The organism is Novosphingobium sp. BL-A-41-Hi4B-X5A (assembly GCF_055521705.1).
On record NZ_JBVFVT010000002.1, the window covers coordinates 282,541 to 299,875 of the forward strand.

A 17,335-nucleotide genomic window follows, 5' to 3' on the forward strand; every position below is an offset into this window, starting at 1 on the left:
TCAATGATTTGCCCGGCGGACTGCGCCGGCGGTGAAGATACAGATGGGAGACTGAAGATGGGGAACCGGAACGCTTTCAAGGTGCTGCTCGCAGCAAGCTCTGCAATCGCTTGCATTTCAACAGTCCACGCGCAAGAAGCGCAGGATTCTGCGACGGGCGCGCCCGATGACCAGTCGATCGTCGTCACCGGCAGCCGCATTCGCGGCATCGCCCCGGTCGGCTCGAACGTCATCGCCATCGGCGCGGATGACATCGCGCAGGAGCCGGTGACCTCGACCAATGACTTGCTCCGCCGCGTGCCGCAGGTCGTTTCGCTCGGCGCCAACCGCAACGGCGGCTCGGCCCAGAATGGTGCTGCCAACGCCACGCGCGGTGCCGGCATCAACTTGCGCGGCATTTCCACCAACGCCACGCTGCTGCTCTACGATGGCCGCCGCTTCCCGCCGCAAGGCACGCAAGGGCAGTATACCGATCCTTCGGTCCTGCCTGCCATTGCGCTCGAACGGGTCGAAGTCGTCGCCGATGGTGCCTCTGCCGTCTATGGCTCTGACGCGATTGCCGGTGTCGTGAACTTCATCCTGCGCCGGAACTTCGATGGCGTGGAAGTGCGCGCTCGCGCCGGGATGGCCGAAGGTGGCTACACCGAAAAGCAGTTCGCCGGAATTTTCGGCAAGAAGTGGGATGGCGGCTCGGCGATTATTGCCGCCGAATACACCCACAACACCCACCTGCGCGGCTCCGATCTCGATTTCTATCAGGATGACAATCGCAATCGCGGCGGACGCGACCTTCGCGTCCAGAACTGTGATCCGGGCACGATCAGCCTTGGCGGCAGGACTTACGCCATTCCGCAGGGCGGGGTAACCGCGGCCAATGTCGGCTCGCTCGTTGCCGGTACCGCCAATCGCTGCTTCTACAACGCGCTCGACACTGTTATCCCCGAGCAGAAGCGCTACAACGTGACCGCCGCCTTCTCGCAGGATGTGGGTGAAAGCGTGCGCGTCTTTGCCGATGGGTTCTATTCCTATCGCAATGGCACCATCGCCGGCATCAGCAACATCAGCGCCACCGTGCGCAACACCAACCCGTTCTTCGTCACCCCCGTGCCGGGCACCACGCAGCAGACGGTGCTGTGGTCGATGGTCCCGACGCTGGGGCCCGACTTCAACCCTTACCACGGTGAATCCTGGAACGTGGTCGGCGGTATCGAAGCCAAGCTGGTCGGTGATTTCAAGGCGACGGCCTATTACGCCCACGGTGAATCCGAGGATGTCGCCGACCGCCGCCTGGGCGTGAATACTGCCGCGCTCAACGCCGCGCTTGCCGATACCAATCCTGCCACGGCGCTCAATGTGTTCGGCGGGCCGAACAATCCGGCGACGCTGGCGAAGATCCGCGACAACCTGTTCATCATCACCGGCCGCACGAAGCTCGACGTCGCCAACGTCCAGCTTGATGGCTCGTTGTTCGATCTTCCCGGCGGCGCAGTGCGCGTTGCGTTGGGTGGGGAATACCGCGAGGAGTACACCTACACCGATCTCAAGACCGGGCAGGCCGCCACCCCGCGCAGCGTGGCCGATTCCGGCACCCGCAATGTCAAGGCGGTGTTTGGCGAACTGTTCGTGCCGATCGTCGGCGGTGGCAATGCCATGCCGGGGATCGAACAGCTCTCGCTGTCGATCGCAGGACGTTACGAGAAGTACAGCGACTTCGGCAGCACCACCAACCCCAAGATCGGCCTGACGTGGAAGCCGGTGGAATCGCTGACCCTGCGTGGCAGCTACGGTACTTCGTTCCGCGCGCCGACCTTCACCGAAGTGTCGACCATCGCGGGCGGGGCGGGCCTTTACTACGATACGCTGCCGGGCGCCTCGGGCAACCTCACCGGCATCGGCATCGCTGGCGGCAATCCGGGGCTGAAGCCTGAAACGGCAACGACATGGTCATTCGGCGCAGAGTTCCGCCCGATCAGCGCACTGCGCCTGTCGCTGACGTACTTCGACATCGACTACAAGGACCAGATCCAGGCTCTGCGCGGCACGCCGGGTATCCTCACCAACCCGCTCTACGCCTCGTTCGTGAAGCTGAACCCGACGCAGACGGAAGTGAACGCGCTGATCGCTTCGGGCCTGCCGATCAACCAGCCGATCAATGCCAATGCGGTGCAGTTCATCGTCGATGGCCGCCGCCAGAACCTTGGCCGTTCGCGCGTGCGTGGGATCGACTTTGCCGCCTATGCCAACTGGGAAATGGGTGCGGTGAAGTTCGATGCCGGTGTTTCCGGCACGTACTATACCAAGTACCTGTTCCAGCCGCTGCCGGGCGCTGCGGTTGCAAACGTCGTCGGCCTGATCAACTTCCCGCAGAAGTTCCGTTCGCAGGCGGATATCGGCGCGAAGCTGGGCATCTTCTCGGGCCGCCTGACGTGGAACCATCTGGCGTCCTACACCAACACCACGGTCACGCCGGTGCAGAAGGTTTCCAATTACGATACTTTCGATCTGGGCCTGAACGTCGAAGTGAACGAGCGCCTGCGCATCGGTTTTGATGTGCGCAACCTGCTCAACGAGGATCCGCCCTTCGTTGATACCACGCGCGGATACGATCCGCAGTCGGCCAACCCCATACCGCGCATGTTCTCGATGACGGCAGGCGTGAAGTTCTGATGGCGGCGCTGCTATCGCTTCTGGCGGCGGCCACGGTCGCCAGCGCCAGCCCTGGCGATTGCAGCGCGCTTGAGGGCGCCAGCGGGGACGTGGTGGTCGCAAAGGCCAACGCGATCCCCGCAGGTGTTGCCTTCAGGCCCGACGACAGGACCACCTTCTACAAGTCCGTTCCGGTCGATGTGCCGTTCTGCCGGGTCGAGGGCCGGCTCGAGGGCACCATCGGCTTCGAACTGTGGCTGCCGATGGCATGGAACGGTCGGTTGCTCGGCGCGGGCGTTGGCGGTGACGCCGGGGTGTTCAATTACCTCGACATGAGCCTGCGCGTGGCCCAGGGTTTCGCCACCGTCACTACCGACAGCGGCCACAAGGTAACCGACGCGCACTGGATGCGCCTGCCCAAGGCCCGCACCGATTACGAACATCGCGCGGTCCACCTGACGACACAGGCCGCGAAGTCGCTGGCTGCCCGGTTCTATGCAAGGCCGGTCGCACGCAGCTACTTCACCGGGTGCTCGGGCGGTGGTCGGCAGGCGCTCAAGGAAATGCAGGTCCACCCGCTCGATTACGACGGGGTGATCGCCGGCGCGCCGGGGCCGAACATGCCGCTGCAATCGGTGCGGATGATGTGGTTCGCATTGGAAGCCCAGCGCAAGCCGGCGGCTGCGCTAAGCGACGCCGACTGGTCGCTCTATGAAAGCTCCGTCACCCGCGCCTGCGATCCGCTGGACGGCAAGGTCGATGGCATCATCACGAATCCGCTGCAGTGCCGGTTCCGTACTGCCAAACTCCTATGCAAGCCGGGGCTGGGCGAAGGCTGCTTGACACCGCCCAAGCTCTCCATGCTCAATGCTGTCATTGCCCCGCTGCGCGATGAACGCGGCAGGGCGATGGACCGCGGCCTGTTCCCCGCTGTCCGCACCCGGCCCGGCCCGCCATCGCCGCTGCTGCGGGCGATGTGGGCCGATGCCGCGCACGATGATCCGGACTGGGACGCGCTGACTTTCAGCCGCACGGGCGACCTTGCCACGATCAATCGCGTCATGCCGCAGCTTCGGGCAGACAGCACCGCCATCGCCCCGTTCCTTGCCGCCAATCGCCGCGCGATCATCTATCAGGGCTGGCAGGACCCATCGACCAACGCCGGGCCGACGCTCGAGTATTACGGCGCGCTGGCCCGCGACAACGGCGGTCTGACGAAGCTGCGCGAGGCGGTCCGGCTGTTCATGGTGCCCGGCATGTACCACTGTCGCGGCGGGCCAGGAGTCGATACCTTCGGCGCGTCCGGCCACGCGCCGGTCAGCGAGGACCCGGCAAACGACATGCTCTGGGCGCTGATCCGCTGGGTCGAACAAGGCGTTGCGCCAGCGCGCATCGAGGCCCGCAAGATCGCCGGCGAATCCAGCTTTACCCGCCCGATCTGCGCTTTCCCGTCATCGGCCCGGTTGGAGCAGGGCGCGTGGACCTGCCGCCACGACCCTGCCCTGCTGGCATGGCCCTCTGCCCGGCTGAAACAATGACTGACACACTCAGCGACCTGCTCTGCCGCCACATCGCCACGGCTCGCTGGGAAAGCCTGCCCGACCGTGCCCGTGACGGTGCGCGCCGCGCCGCCTTGGATGCCATCGGCGTGATCCACGCGGCAAGCGGCCTTGCGCCCGAGGCCGCGCCATTCATCGCGCTGGCCCGCGCCAACGGGGCAGGGCCGTGCACGATCATCGGCACGCGCCACGCTGTCCAGCCGCTCGGTGCCGCGCTCGCCAACGGCGCGCTTGCCCATGCCGTGGACTACGAGGACGCCTTTGACCGCGCGCCTGCCCACCCCAACGCCTCGCTGGTTCCGGTGCTGCTGGCGCTGGCCCAATCACAAGGCCCGGTCGATGGTCGACGCTTCCTCACCGCGCTGGCGGTGGGCGGCGATATTGCCTGCCGGATCGCGCTGTCGCTGCGCCAGCCGATGGAGCAAGGCGGTTGGTACCCCCCGCCGATCGTTGCCGCCTTCGGCGCGGTGGCAGGCGCGGCCAAACTCCTCGGCCTGTCCCCTCAGCAGACCATGGACGCGTTGTCGCTAACCCTGTGCCAGGTGACGATGCCGGGCGAGATCAAGCGCAGCCGCCGCACCACCTTGCGCGCGGTGCGCGAAGCCTTTCCTGCCCAAGCCGCGCTGACCGCAGCGCTGCTGGCGCGCGAAGGGGTGGACGGTTTCGAACAGCCGCTGGAGGGCAAGTCCGCCTTCTTCGCCCTTTACGCTGGCGGGCAGTTCGACCCATCTGATCTGACCGAGCGCCTCGGTACACACTACTGGGGCGGTGAACTGACTTTCAAGCCTTGGCCCAGCTGCCGTGGCACGCACGCATTCATCGAAATGGCGCTCGACCTTTCCGCCCGCCACGGCATCACGCCGTCTGACATCGCCCGCGTCGAAGTCAGCGTCGATGGCATCCAGTCGATGCTGGTCGATCCACTGGCGCGCAAGCAAGCCCCCGCAACCGCAATCGACGCCAAGTTCTCGATCCCGTTCACCACCGCGCTGGCCCTGGTCCGCGGGGCAGTGCGGCTTGACGATTTCGATGCCGTCAGCCTTGCCGATCCCGAGGTTCTGGCCATGGCCGCCCGCGTAGCGGCCCACGTCGACCTCCGGCCCACATGGCAGCCCGGCGTCGGCGGTGCGATCAGGATCACGCTGACCAATGGCGATACCTTTGAGGCATGGCTGGAGAATGCGCTGGGCTGCCCTGCGCGGCCACTCTCCCCAGCGGCGCAGCGGGCCAAGTTCGTCGATTGCGTCGGGCGGGCGGCAGTTCCGGTCCTGCCCGAGGCTGCCAGCCGCCTTGCCGATGCAATCCTCGGCCTTGATACCGTGGCTGACGTCGGCGCCCTGTTTCAGCCGCCAGCGTAAGCGCCCTGTGCGTCGAGACGCGCCGGTCGCACCGCCAGCACTTCGATCGCTTCGGCCTTGCCACCGAAGTCGACCAGTTCGCCTTCCTCGGCCTCCATCAGTGATCGCGCGAGCGGCGCCGACCATGCGATCAGCCCGGCTGCGGGATCAGCCTCGTCATCGCCGACAATGGTGATCCACCGCGCCTTGCCGTTGAGTCGAAACTGGACCGAGCAACCGAACGCCACAGCCTCGCCATCGGGTGCTGGCATCAGTTCGGCAGTCGCGGCGCGCGTGCTCCAGTAGCGCTGTTCACGCCGCGCCTTCTTGAGCGCTGCCTCGTCCGCGCCCTCGGCCACCAGAGCCTGCACCTTGTCCTCGCAAGCCTCTACCTGCGCCCGGATCAGCGCGAGGCCGCGTTCCGTCACGAGGTTCGGCCCGGGCGGGATCGGCAGTTCGAACACCGGTTCGAGATGTTCGTCATCACTTTCCCGGCGAAACGCGACACTCATGCACAAAACTCCAAACAGGCTGGCTTCTGATCAGCGGCCCTGCCAAAGGACCGCTATGGCACAGGCAACCCGGGCAACGAAAGCGCTCGAACAGGCCGGTATCCGGTTCGAACTGCGCAGCTATGATTATGATCCCGATGCCGAGAGCATCGGACAGGCCGCCGCGTCCGCGCTGGGCGTGGAACCGGCGCAGGTGTTCAAGTCGCTGATGATACTGATCGATGGCAAGCCTGCCTGCGCCATCGCGCCAAGCGATGGCGAAGTCTCGATGAAGCGCGTCGCGGCAGCATTGGGGGCAAAGTCCGCCACGATGATGCGCCCCGGCGATGCCGAACGCCTCACCGGCTACAAGGTCGGCGGGATCAGCCCCTTCGGCCAGATGAAGCGCGTGCCCGTCGTGATCGACGAGACCGCGCTGTTGTGGGACGCGATCTTCATCAACGGCGGGCAGCGCGGCTTGCAAGTGTTTCTGGCCGGAGACGACGCGGCGCGCGTGCTGGACGCGGCCGTGGCCGATATCAGCGCTGCCTAGCCACTCGCCGACGCCAGCCGTGAACGCGCCAGTGCGCAGAACAGTGCCGTCGATGTCGTGATCACCAGCGCCACGGCCAAGCGCAGCGGGTCAATCGGCGCAAACAGCCCCAGCACGCTCATCGCCGAGCCGCTCGCCAACATCTGCAGCGCCCCGGCAAGGCTCGTGGCAGTGGCGGCAAGGCCCGGCTCGGCAAAGCCGATGGCGTTGAATGCCACCGGACCCGCAAGGCCAGCACCAAGGCCCAGTAACAAGATCGGCGCAATCAGCGGCATCACGCCTTCCACCCCGCCGAGCGCCAAGACCAGTGCCGTGCTCGCGCCCAGGGCAGAGCTTGCCGTGCCGACGATCAATGCGCTGAAATGCCGTTCGATCGGAACCACTAGACGCGTGCCCGCGATGCTCGCCGCCGCCACCCACAACAGTGCCAGCCCCGCCTCGCCTGACGAAAGCCCAAAGCGGTGCACCAACAGGAACGGGGCGGCGCCAAGGAACATGTAAAGTCCGCTGCTGGCCGCGCCCAGCGTTGCCGCCGTCAGCAGAAATTGGTGATTGCGCGCCAGTCGTGCGTAGGATGCGAACAGGCCGGTGCGCTGGTTCGACGCTGTTATAGTTGCCGTTTCGGGCAGCCGCAGCGATGCTGCCAGCAGCGTTGCCGCTCCCGCCAGGGCGAGCAGCGCGAAGATCGCGCGCCATCCGGCGAGGTCGGCCACGCTCCCGCCGATAACCGGCGCAATTGCGGGCGAAATCAGCACGATGGTCATCAGTGTGGCCTGTGCGCCCTTGGCCCGCTCCTTGCCGAACAGATCCCCCACCATGACCCGCGCCGTCACCACGCCGCAGGCACCGCCCACCGCCTGAACCGCCCGCGCCGCGAGCAGCAGTCCGGTCGATGTCGCCAGCGCGCCCGCCAATGCGCCTGCCATGAACAGCACCAGTCCCGCGATCATCACCGGCCTGCGCCCCACACGGTCAATGAGTGGCCCTGCCACCAATTGCCCGGAGCCAAGGCCTGCAAGATAGACACTCACCACCTGCTGCGCCTTGGCCTCGCCGATGGCCAGGTCTGCCGCGATCAGCGGAAGTGCGGGCACCAGCATGTGGATGGCCACTGATCCTGTTGCGGCGATGGCTGCCAAGATCATGATCGTGGCGCGATAGCCTCTTTGCACCTTCACCTTTTCACCGCCGATGCGCCTCTTGGTTCATACGTCCCGAAAACTCCATGATAGCGCTTGCATGCGCCGTAATGCGTGCTTATGCAACCGATCATGAGCGATCGACTGCAGGACTTCGATCCGGAACTTCCGGAAGACTTTGACAGCCCCCATGCCGAATATGCGCGCCTGCGCCAGCAGTGCCCCGTTGCCTGGACCGAGGGTCTCGGCAGCTTCTGGGCGGTGACGCGGTATGAAGACGTAAAGCGCGTGGCATCGGATTCGGCCACGTTCATCACTTCGGTCCAGAACGTCATTCCCAAGGTCGCCTATACCGGTCGCCGGCCGCCGTTGCATCTCGATCCGCCGGAACATACCCCTTATCGCAAGGCGCTCAATCCGCTGCTCTCGCTCGATCGGGCCGAGACCTTTGCCCCGCGTGCGCGCGAACTGACCCGTGCCTTGCTGGCGCCGATGGTGGCCCGGGGCGGAGGGGACATCTGCGTCGAGGTGTCCAGCCATCTTCCGGTCCACGTCTTCGGCGAATGGATGCGCATTCCCGAGGACTGGCTCGATACGCTCCACGACAATGGCCGCGCCTTCATCCTTGCGGTGCATTCCAACAAGCCCGAGGTCATGAAGGAGACCTCGCTCCGCCTCTACGACATGGCACGTGCCCTGATCGCGTTGCGCCACGAACACCCGCAGGACCCGGCCTTCGATCCTACCAGCGCCTTGCTGGAGGCGCGGCACGAGGGGCAGCCGCTGCCTGATGACCTGCTCGTCGGCACGGTGCGGCAGGTGCTGGTCGTCGGCATGGTCGCGCCGATGGTCATGATCGGCAATATTTGCGTCCACCTCTCGCGTGACAAGGCGCTGCAGCACCAGCTTCGCGCAGACCCTGCGCTTGTGCCTGCGGCCATCGAAGAGTTTCTCCGCCTTTACACGCCCTATCGCGGCTTTGCACGAACCGCTGTCTGCCCGGTGGACCTCGGCGGCCGCACCATCGAACCGGGCGAGGCGATCGCACTGATCTATGCCTCGGCCAATCGGGATGAGGCCGTGTTCCCCAACCCTGACGAGTTCATTCTGGATCGGCCCAACATCGCGCAGCACCTTGCCTTCGGGCGCGGCCCGCACAACTGCCCGGGCATTCACCTCGGCCGCATGCAGCTGCGCGTCGCGCTCGAGGAAGTCCTGGCTGCAACCAGCGAGTTCGAGCTTTCCGGGCCGGTCACGGTCAGCCGCTGGCCAGAGATTGGCGCGCTCTCGGTGCCGCTGCAGTTCGCCTGATCCGGCCAAAGAGGGCGCCAGAAGAGAGCGCCAGAAGAGGGCGATTGCATCATAGGTCTGGAAAGCGCTAGCATCGAAGGGATGAGTGGACCGATCGACAAGACGCCGACCCTTGATGATGTGGCGCTGATGGCCGGGGTGTCGACCGCCACCGTCAGTCGCTTCGTCAACAATCCCGAGGTCGTGGCCAAGGGGACGGCGGAGCGCATCAGCGCTGCGATCGCTGCAACCGGTTACATCCCCAATCTGCTGGCAGGCGGCCTGGCATCCAGCCGATCGAAGATGGTCGCCGTGCTGATCCCCTACCTGACGGAGTCCATCTTCAACGATACGATCCAGGCCATGGTCGAGGAGCTGTCGGCCGCTGGCACCACTGTCATGCTGGGCCTGACCGGCGTTTCAGAGAAGCGGACCGAGGACCTGATCCGCGCGGCGCTCAGCCGCCGGGTCGATGCGATCATCTTCACCGGGCCGGTCACGCCCCAGGTCGATGCCATGGTGCGGCGCAGCCCGGCCCTGTTCATCCAGGTCTGGGACTTGCCCGAGGACCCGATCGGCATGGCGGTTGGCTTCTCGCACCACGCCGCCGGGCGTGACATCGCGCGCTTCCTCATGTCGCGCGGCTATCGTCGCCCCCACGTCGTCACCGCCGAAGGCGCGCGCGCCAATATGCGGCGCGCCGGTTTTGTGGAGGAATGGCAGGCTACCGGGCACGAACCGCCCAGTGAATCTGCCGTCCAGGTGCCGTCCAGCTTCGGACACGCGCGCCGCATCTTTGCCGAGATCCGTCGCTTGCCAGACATGCCCGACGTGGTGGTCTGCGGGTCGGACTATCTCGCGCAAGGGGTGATCGTCGAAGCGCTTGCCGCCGGGCTGCGCGTGCCCGAAGACATTGCCGTGGTCGGCTTCGGCAACAGTTCGATCGCCGGCGAGATGCGCCCCACGATCACCTCGGTCGAGGTGGACGGCGCCCGGATCGCGCGCGAGGCCATCGCCGCCATCCGCAAGCACCGCCCGAACCAGCCTCCGGCCGAGCGCTGGGTCGATGTCGGCTTCCGCCTCGTCGCCCGCGAAAGCGCCTAGGGCAGGACTCTAGCGCGTAAGGTATCCGCCTTCCACGGCAAGGCTGTGCCCGGTGACATAGCTTGCCGCGTCGGAGCACAGCCAGGCACTTGCCTCGGCCACTTCCTCCGGCTTGCCGAAGCGCCCGAACAGGCTGAGCGCCGGGGCGAAGTCTTCTTCGGTGAAGCCGGTCGTCTCCAGCGCACCGCGCAGCATCGGCGTGTCGATCGCGCCCGGCAGGACGGCGTTCACGCGGATGCCCTTGCCGGCATACTCCAGGCTGCCGGTCTTGGTCAGGCCGATCACGCCGTGCTTGGCTGCGACATAGGCGGCATTGTTCGGCTGCGGACGGAACGAGCTGACCGAACCGATATTGACGATCGATCCTGAGGAACCCTGCGCAAGCAACTGACGGATCTCATATTTCATGCACAACATGACCGAGCGCAGATCGACATTGAGGACCTTGTCGAACACGGCCATGTCAGCCTCATGGATCGGCAGGACATCGGGCGTGATCGCGGCGTTGTTCACCGCGCAATCGAACCTGCCGAACGTGGCCACCGTTTCGGCAATCAGCGCTTCGACCTGCGCTTCGTCGGCAACGTCCGTGCGGACGGCGTGAGCCGTGCCGCCCTCGGCGCGGATTGCCGCGACAGTGGCGGCGGCGGTGTCAGCGTTGATGTCCGATACGATGACCTTGGCGCCGCGCGCGGCCAGCAGGCGCGCGGTTGCCGCGCCCATGCCCACACCCGCGCCGGTAACCACGGCGACCTTGCCTTCAAGCGATACGAGGTTTGCGTTCACGATCTTGCTCCCTGCGCGATCCACGCGCGAATCTTTGCCATGTCGCTGTCGTCGAGCGGGAAGCCGCCGAACGGCATCCGAGCCCCTGAACCGCCATGGTCAATATGCGTGCCTTCCAGCTTCATCACCAGATAGGACTTGTCCGGCGCGCCCGGTTCCACCCGCATGATCGTAGGCGCACCTTCCGAAGGCTTGTTGACCAGAAAGCCGATCGCTGCATCGCCGACCAGCGACATGGCTCCCGCCTCTTCCCCGGTCAGGTGGCACGTCGCACAGTTTTGCTCGAGGATCGGAGCAATATCCGTTTGATACGAGACAGTTGCTGCAGGTTCTTCAGCGCGTGCCGAGATAGCGAGAGCGAGCAGGCCAGCGCCCAGGGCAAGCCGCTTCATGCGCTCACCGCGTGGCGACCGGCGATGAAGCCGAAAGTCACCGCAGGCCCGATCGTGCCGCCTGCGCCGAGATATGCCTGGCCGGTCGGCGCGGCGATGCAGTTGCCGGCAGCATAGAGGCCGGGGATCGGCTGTCCGTTCGCCGCCAGAACCTGCGAGTTGGCATTGATCTGCGGCCCGCCTGCCGTGTCCAGCGTGCCGGGTGCGAGCACGATGGCATAATAAGGTCCCTTCGCAGAAAAGGGATGCATCGTGTTGTTTGGGAACGGGTTTTCAGGTTGCGTCGTGCCTTGCCGCCGCGCCGAGAACAGCAGGTGCCATTCGCGGTCATAGAGGTACTTGCCGCGCCCGAATTCGGGATCGACGCCCTTCTTGGCATAAGCATTGAAGTTCGTGATCGACTGCTTTGCATTTGCAGCAAATTCCGGCGCAAGACGCACGCCTCCGGTGCGATCCTGCCACCCTTTGAGCTGGGCGTCGATACCCGCAAAGACCTCGTCCCAGGTCTGGCCTTCGACCAGATGCGGCTGCTCGGCCTTGTTGACCGGGAAAGGGAAGGCGCCGCCGAACGCATCGATGCTGCGCTGGTCGAACAGCATGAACATCAGGTGGTTGGGATATTCCTCGTGCGCCGGGTCGTACCAGAAGTGCGCCTGCGTGCGGTCGTTGTAGTCGCGCTTCTCGTTGACCACGCGCTTGCCGTACTTGTTGACGAGGATCATCGAATCCCCCGGCAGTACGAAGGCGCCAAGGCCGATGCCGCGCGTCTTCAGCGCCTCGCCCAGCACGACCTGGCTGCGCCAGCCGAGCCCCAAGTTGCCCATCATCGCGCCCGCTTCCTGCGCGATCGGGATGAAATCGCCGGTCGATCCCGGCAGCGAGCATGAACCGTAGACGGCGGGCTGGTGCACGTCGCACAGCTGCACGTTGTGGCTGTAACCGCCGGTGCCGAAGACCACGCCCTTGTTTGCCCGGATGCGGATCATCTTGTCGCCCTGCGTGGCTTCCGCGCCAATGACCCGGCCCGATGCGTCCTTGACCACACGGGTGACGCGGGTGCGGGTCAGGATCGGCACGCCCTTGGCCTTGAGCCAGGCATGCATCTGCGAGGCGAGGCTGCCGCCGCCCTGGGTCGAGCCGGAACCCACCGCCGGCTCCAGCGCGCGGCCGGTCGGCACCTTGTTCTCGGGCAGGTGGTCGGCATAGTCGGGGGCGGGCTTGTCCACCTGGAACAAGCGGAACTGCTTGAACTGCACCGCGCCCAGTTCCCGCAGGTGATCAACTGCGGCCGAGCCATGATCGTAGAACGCCTCGACCACGCGATAGCGATTCTCATCAAGCCCCAGCGTCGGGCTGCTGGGATTGTATTGGCGCGGATAGCCGTAGCGCACGGTGTAGCGCAGCGCGTCGGCCTTGGGGTCCTCGATGCCCTGTTCGCGGAAGATGAAGTGGTTGAAGATCCACGTCACGCCACCCGACTTGGCGGTGGTGCCGCCAAGGATAGGCATCTTTTCGACCATCATGACCTTCGCGCCCGCCGCCAGCGCGGTGACGGCAGCCGTGCCCGCCGCCGCGCCGCTGCCGACGCACAGGACGTCGCATTCATGGTCCCAGCCCGCAACGGGCGCGTCTGCCGCCTGTGCCGCCGTGGCAATGCCGCCGGTTGCGGCGACCGCTGCGGTCAGGCCTGCGCCTGCCAGCATCTGGCGGCGGTCGATACCCTTGGTGGGCTGGGTCATGTCACGTTTCTCCCGTCTCTTCAGTCCATTGGAGCGAGCGCTGGATGCCCACCCCGTCCGACTAGGGCCTGCTGCGCAGACCAAAGTCTCCCGGCCCTCCCGCCTGCGGGAGGGCAAAAGTCACCTTTGTCGCCCCTCCCGCAAGCGGGAGGGGCTGGGGGGGCATTCTCACCGCCGCCCGGCGATGTAGTCGTTGATCACCTCATGGAACCGGCGCACCCGGTTTTCCTGCCTCGCCAGGTAGGCATCGTCGTGGCCGAGCGAGTGCAGGCCCTGCTGCTGGGTCACCGCCACGTCGAGATCCTGGATGAGGAAGTCGCCCTGCGGGATTTCGGCGCTGTAGGCGGAGAAATCGCCGCTCTGGTGTTCGGCTTCCTTCCACGGGCGGTTGCCGTAAAGCGTCGGCACATCGGCGCCGCCTGCCACTTCCGGGGCGAGATACCAGTAGTCGAAGGTCGACCAGTTGGGGTCTTCCATGTCGGGTTCGGTGCGGAAGACGTGGAGCCCTTCGGGCGTGCCGGTCAGCGTCAGGTTGGGGAAGCAGGTGTGGTGGAACTGGTCGGTCAGCTCGTCATCGGCGAGCTTCTCGAAATGGGTATAGCCCCGCGCCGGCCCGAGCTTGCGCCGCGCCTGCTGCAGCGCAAGGCGGCCCTCTTGCGCGCGGCCCTCGAACGCGGCGGGATCGAGGTCCCATTCCTTCAGGACCTGCGCCCACAGCGGCTTCATCTGTTGCGCGTCCTGATAACGGCTCGAAGGCTGCAGCTTCTCGATCATGCGGTTGTGGCCGGTCGGGTACATCTCGAACACGGTGGTCGAGTAGTGATCGTCGATCATGCCTTCGAACTGCGGGTGCACCGCCGGGATGTGGTAGGCCTCGTTGAAGTTGTCGGAGGCGAACTTCCAGTTGGTGTTGACCCGCAGCGTGCGCCACACCACGCGCTTCCAGCTGGCAAGGTCGCGGTTGCCGAGCAGCGTCGGGATAGGATCGAGGTATTCCATCAGCGGCACGGCATTGGGATCGAAGCTGTAGAAGATGAAGCCGCCCCAGGTCTCGCAGGGGACCTCCTTCATGCGCAGCTTGGCGCAAGGGGAACCTTGCGGGAAATCCTCCTCGTCCTGCACCCAGTCCAGCGCGCCGTCGATGTTCCACTTCCAGCCGTGGTAGGGGCAGGTGAAGTGTTCGCCGACGCCGCCCTCTTCCACGGTGACGAGGCGGTTGCCGCGGTGGCGGCAGACGTTGTGGAAGGCGCGGATGCCGCCGTCCTTCTGGCGCACCATGATGACCGACTGGCGCATGAAGTTGTGGGTGATGAAATCGCCTGCCTCTTCAAGCTGGCTCTCCCGACCGCCGACATGCCACACGCGCTTCCACATGCGCTCCCATTCGAGCGCGGCGAAGTCCTTCGACCAGTAACGGTCACCGGTGATCGCATCGCCACGTGGTTCGGGGAACTGCGCGCTTTCGTGGGTGGGGTAGGGGGCATCGACTTCGGGGACCTGGATATAGGTGGCCATGATGGAGCGCTCCTGTAACCGGCGTTCTCCCCGAGCGCCGGATGGGGGGTTGGCAATGTCGTCTCTTGTTCTTTTTAGCGTAGCGCCGTTGCCCACCCCGTCCGACTAGGGCCTGCTGCGCAGACCCAAGTCTCCCGGCCCTCCCGCCTGCGGAAGGGCACTTACTCCCCCCTCCCGCAGGCGGGAGGGGTCGGGGGTGGGCAGCGGTTTAAACTTACTTCGCGTTGTCCAGCGTGCCCGACAGCGGCATCAGGAAATCCATGGTGTAGCGCGTGGCCTTCCAGCCCGCCTCGGTGCGGCGCACGTCGAAGTAGTAGCGGCCGTTGACGGTGACGCTGCTGCCGTCCTTGCCCTGTCCCATGCCGATAACATAGGCGCGCATCGAGGCGGTATCGCCTGCGTAGGCAGTGACCGCGAAGTTGGTCAGGTAGTGGGCGTGATGCGCCATGTTGGCGAAGACGTTCGTGAAGAAGGCGCGGATGCCATCGTGGCCGAGCTGCGGAGTGAGGCCAATGCCCGAAAGGTCAAACACCGCATCCTCGGTGAAGACATCGAGGATTCCATCGATGTTGCCGATCGTATCCACCGCGTGGGCATAGGCGATCATCAGGTCCTGAATTGCCAGGCGATCCTCGATAGGGCACTGCATTATCATTTCCTCTCAGAGACTTATGGATTTTGTTGGAATGTTTCCCCGGGGAAACATCGAAAGAACATTACATGAACATTCAATCGAACAGGGGCCGGATCGGGTCGGTCACGCCGTCCCAGCCAGCTGCGCCCTCGGCGATTTTCGTGAAGGCAGAGGTCTGGTTTTCGTCCTCCTCGACGATCTCGATCATGCAGCCGAGCGCAGGCGAAGTGTCGACGTAGCAGAAGCGCATCGCGCCGAACTTGCCGTCGATGGCCACGGCGAAGCCCTGGTCGACGTAGCGCTGGCGGCAGGCGTCGTAGTCGGCGGTGTAGATGCAGAAGTGGTGGAAGCCGGTCTGCCCCTTGGCGATGGTATCGCGGTAGGCGCTCGGGCGGTCGCAGTGCTGCTGGATCAGCTCGATCTGCACGCCGCCGGATTGGGCGAGGGCGACGGAGAAGTCGATGCCGTCCGATGGTGCGCCACGATATGTCGCCTCGGCCAGCTCGATGTGCGGGACCATGTAGAACGGGCCGATGCCGGTGGCGGCGATCCACGCCCTGGCGGCGGCCTCGACGTCCTCGACGATGAAGGCGGCCTGCATGACGTGTGGGCCGACCTGGCCGGGGGTGATGGTGGTGTTGGTCATTGCTTGTCCCTCTCCTGTCACGCGGGCGCACGTGCCCACCCCGCTGCGACCAGCTTCACTGCGTTCAGCAAGTCTCGCGGCCCTCCCGTTTGCGGGAGGGCAAGTCGCGTCAGTTTTTTCTTCTCCCCTCCCGCAAGCGGGAGGGGTTGGGGGTGGGCTTGCTGCCCTTATTCCCGCGCTGCCGTAGGATGCCCCAGCACCATGTCGTTCAGCTTTTCATGGAACCGCTGCACGCGCTTTTCCTGGCCGGGCAGCAGGCAGCCCTTGAAGCCGCGCGAATTGAGGCCCTGCTGCTGCGTCGTTCCGATCGACAGATCCTGGTCCGCGACGAAGCCGAGCGAAACGCCGTCGCCGTACTTCGAGTGGCGCTGGATCGCATCGTGCCTGAGCGGTGCGGGACCGACGGGCGTGACGACTTCGGCCATCTTCGCATTGGGCGGATAAAGGCACCAGTGCTGGAACACGCACTTTTCGGGGTCGGTCGGGTGCGGTTCGGTGCGCAGGATCTGGCACTGTTCGGGCGACATGGTGATCGTCAGGTTGGGGAACAGCGTGCAGTGGAAATAGTCCACCAGCTGCTGGTCGGTCATCGAGGAGTAGTCGTAGCCCGCATCCGCCCCGCGCTCGCGCTTGGCCTTGATCACGGCCTCGCGGATGTCGGCGGTACGGCCGCGGTATTCCTTGGGATCGATGCCCCATGCCTCGGCGGCCTCGTAGAGCCCCGGCGGCACGTCGCCGCTGACGTAATCCTTGCGGCTCGTGGCCTGGTGGCCGATCATCCACATCGCGTTGTGGCCGTTCTCGTACATCTCGAAAACGGTGGTCGGCAGGCCATCGTTGATGAAGGTGGCGAGTTCGGGGTGAATCGTCGGGAGGTGGTAGCTCTCGTTGAAGTTGTCGCGGATGATCTTCCAGTTGAAGTCGCAGTCCGCCGAAACGTTGAGCACGCGCACCCAGTTGTCGAGCTTGTAGCCGGCAAGGCGCTCGGTGTAGGGCCAGAGCCATTCGTGCAGGGGGGCGACGTCATCGTCCATGCACCAGAACACGAACGGGCCCCACGTGTCGCAGCGCAGTTCGGAAAGCGTGACCTTGCCGCAGGGGTTGCCGCCGGCGAAATCGTCCGGGTCCTGCACGTGGACCAGCGTGCCATCGGGATCGAACTGCCAGCCGTGATAGCCGCAGGTCAGGCGCGGGGCCGAGCCGACATCGCCGAGGACGAGGCGGTTACCGCGGTGGGGGCAGGTGTTGTAAAACGCCTTCACCGAGCCGTCGGCTTGGCGGACCATGACGACCGATTCCTTGCCGAAGTTGTGGCGGATGAAATCGCCCTCTTCCTCAAGATCGGCCAGCACGCCGCCAAGGTGCCAGACCTTGGGCCAGAGGTGCTTGTTCTCCAGCTCCATCCACTCGCGCGTGATGTAGCGGTCGGCGGTGATCGTGTCGCCGCGAACGGCTACGTCGAACTCCGGGGAGTAGCGGGAAATCTTGTCCTGAGCGGTCATTT

15 protein-coding genes are annotated in these 17,335 nt (G+C 65.3%); 6 read left to right on the plus strand and 9 right to left on the minus strand.

Annotated elements, in window-relative coordinates:
- Window positions 1–57 precede the first annotated feature (57 nt).
- Genes ACZ1JY_RS17085 through ACZ1JY_RS17095 form a run of 3 tightly spaced genes read left to right on the plus strand, consistent with a single transcriptional unit; the run spans window position 58 to window position 5,563 of the window.
- A complete protein-coding gene (locus tag ACZ1JY_RS17085; protein ID WP_465131451.1) occupies window positions 58–2,667 on the plus strand; it encodes a TonB-dependent receptor in 2,610 nt (869 codons plus the stop codon).
- On the plus strand, window positions 2,667–4,184 hold the full coding sequence (locus ACZ1JY_RS17090) for a tannase/feruloyl esterase family alpha/beta hydrolase (RefSeq protein WP_465131452.1): 1,518 nt from the start codon (window positions 2,667–2,669) through the stop codon (window positions 4,182–4,184). Before ACZ1JY_RS17085 ends, ACZ1JY_RS17090 begins: the two co-directional genes overlap by 1 nt.
- Complete coding sequence (locus tag ACZ1JY_RS17095) at window positions 4,181–5,563, plus strand: MmgE/PrpD family protein (RefSeq protein ID WP_465131453.1); 1,383 nt, start codon at window positions 4,181–4,183, stop codon at window positions 5,561–5,563. The genes ACZ1JY_RS17090 and ACZ1JY_RS17095 overlap by 4 nt, the downstream gene beginning before the upstream one ends.
- Here ACZ1JY_RS17095 and ACZ1JY_RS17100 read toward each other — a convergent pair.
- Window positions 5,548–6,054, minus strand: coding sequence for a GreA/GreB family elongation factor (locus ACZ1JY_RS17100; protein WP_465131454.1), 507 nt, complete (start codon window positions 6,052–6,054; stop codon window positions 5,548–5,550). The two genes, ACZ1JY_RS17095 and ACZ1JY_RS17100, sit on opposite strands and share 16 nt — an antisense overlap.
- A 55-nt stretch (window positions 6,055–6,109) precedes the next feature.
- On the opposite strand from ACZ1JY_RS17100, the gene ybaK reads away from it, so the two are divergent.
- A complete protein-coding gene (gene ybaK, locus ACZ1JY_RS17105) occupies window positions 6,110–6,586 on the plus strand; it encodes a Cys-tRNA(Pro) deacylase (RefSeq protein WP_118075232.1) in 477 nt (158 codons plus the stop codon).
- Here the strand turns inward: ybaK and ACZ1JY_RS17110 are convergent.
- Window positions 6,583–7,764, minus strand: a complete 1,182-nt coding sequence (locus tag ACZ1JY_RS17110) for an MFS transporter (protein WP_465131455.1) — start codon at window positions 7,762–7,764, stop codon at window positions 6,583–6,585. The genes ybaK and ACZ1JY_RS17110 overlap by 4 nt on opposite strands.
- A gap of 93 nt (window positions 7,765–7,857) precedes the next feature.
- Between ACZ1JY_RS17110 and ACZ1JY_RS17115 the strand changes: the two genes are divergently transcribed.
- Together ACZ1JY_RS17115 and ACZ1JY_RS17120 are read left to right on the plus strand one after the other, a co-directional pair.
- Window positions 7,858–9,036 (plus strand): cytochrome P450, encoded by a 1,179-nt coding sequence (locus ACZ1JY_RS17115; protein ID WP_465131456.1) that lies wholly within the window; start codon window positions 7,858–7,860, stop codon window positions 9,034–9,036.
- An 81-nt stretch (window positions 9,037–9,117) separates the two neighbouring features.
- Complete coding sequence (locus ACZ1JY_RS17120; RefSeq protein WP_465131457.1) at window positions 9,118–10,119, plus strand: LacI family DNA-binding transcriptional regulator; 1,002 nt, start codon at window positions 9,118–9,120, stop codon at window positions 10,117–10,119.
- Between the two features lie 9 nt (window positions 10,120–10,128).
- On the opposite strand, the gene ACZ1JY_RS17125 is transcribed toward ACZ1JY_RS17120, so the two are convergent.
- The 7 genes from ACZ1JY_RS17125 to ACZ1JY_RS17155 all read right to left on the minus strand — a co-directional run bounded on the left by ACZ1JY_RS17125 (window position 10,129) and on the right by ACZ1JY_RS17155 (window position 17,333).
- A complete protein-coding gene (locus ACZ1JY_RS17125; protein WP_465131458.1) occupies window positions 10,129–10,905 on the minus strand; it encodes an SDR family NAD(P)-dependent oxidoreductase in 777 nt (258 codons plus the stop codon).
- Window positions 10,902–11,297: a c-type cytochrome gene (locus tag ACZ1JY_RS17130; RefSeq protein ID WP_465131459.1), complete on the minus strand. Its 396-nt coding sequence runs from the start codon at window positions 11,295–11,297 to the stop codon at window positions 10,902–10,904. The genes ACZ1JY_RS17125 and ACZ1JY_RS17130 overlap by 4 nt, the downstream gene beginning before the upstream one ends.
- The gene (locus ACZ1JY_RS17135) at window positions 11,294–13,036 is read right to left on the minus strand and encodes an FAD-dependent oxidoreductase (protein WP_118075236.1); all 1,743 of its coding nucleotides are present in this window, start codon (window positions 13,034–13,036) and stop codon (window positions 11,294–11,296) included. The genes ACZ1JY_RS17130 and ACZ1JY_RS17135 overlap by 4 nt, the downstream gene beginning before the upstream one ends.
- A 168-nt stretch (window positions 13,037–13,204) precedes the next feature.
- Complete coding sequence (locus ACZ1JY_RS17140) at window positions 13,205–14,551, minus strand: aromatic ring-hydroxylating oxygenase subunit alpha (RefSeq protein WP_465131460.1); 1,347 nt, start codon at window positions 14,549–14,551, stop codon at window positions 13,205–13,207.
- A gap of 214 nt (window positions 14,552–14,765) precedes the next feature.
- Window positions 14,766–15,200 (minus strand): nuclear transport factor 2 family protein, encoded by a 435-nt coding sequence (locus ACZ1JY_RS17145; protein ID WP_118075926.1) that lies wholly within the window; start codon window positions 15,198–15,200, stop codon window positions 14,766–14,768.
- Window positions 15,201–15,279: 79 nt separating this feature from the next.
- Window positions 15,280–15,831: a VOC family protein gene (locus tag ACZ1JY_RS17150; RefSeq protein ID WP_168904238.1), complete on the minus strand. Its 552-nt coding sequence runs from the start codon at window positions 15,829–15,831 to the stop codon at window positions 15,280–15,282.
- A 167-nt stretch (window positions 15,832–15,998) separates the two neighbouring features.
- Window positions 15,999–17,333, minus strand: a complete 1,335-nt coding sequence (locus ACZ1JY_RS17155) for an aromatic ring-hydroxylating oxygenase subunit alpha (RefSeq protein WP_465131461.1) — start codon at window positions 17,331–17,333, stop codon at window positions 15,999–16,001.
- Between the last annotated feature and the right edge of the window lie 2 nt (window positions 17,334–17,335).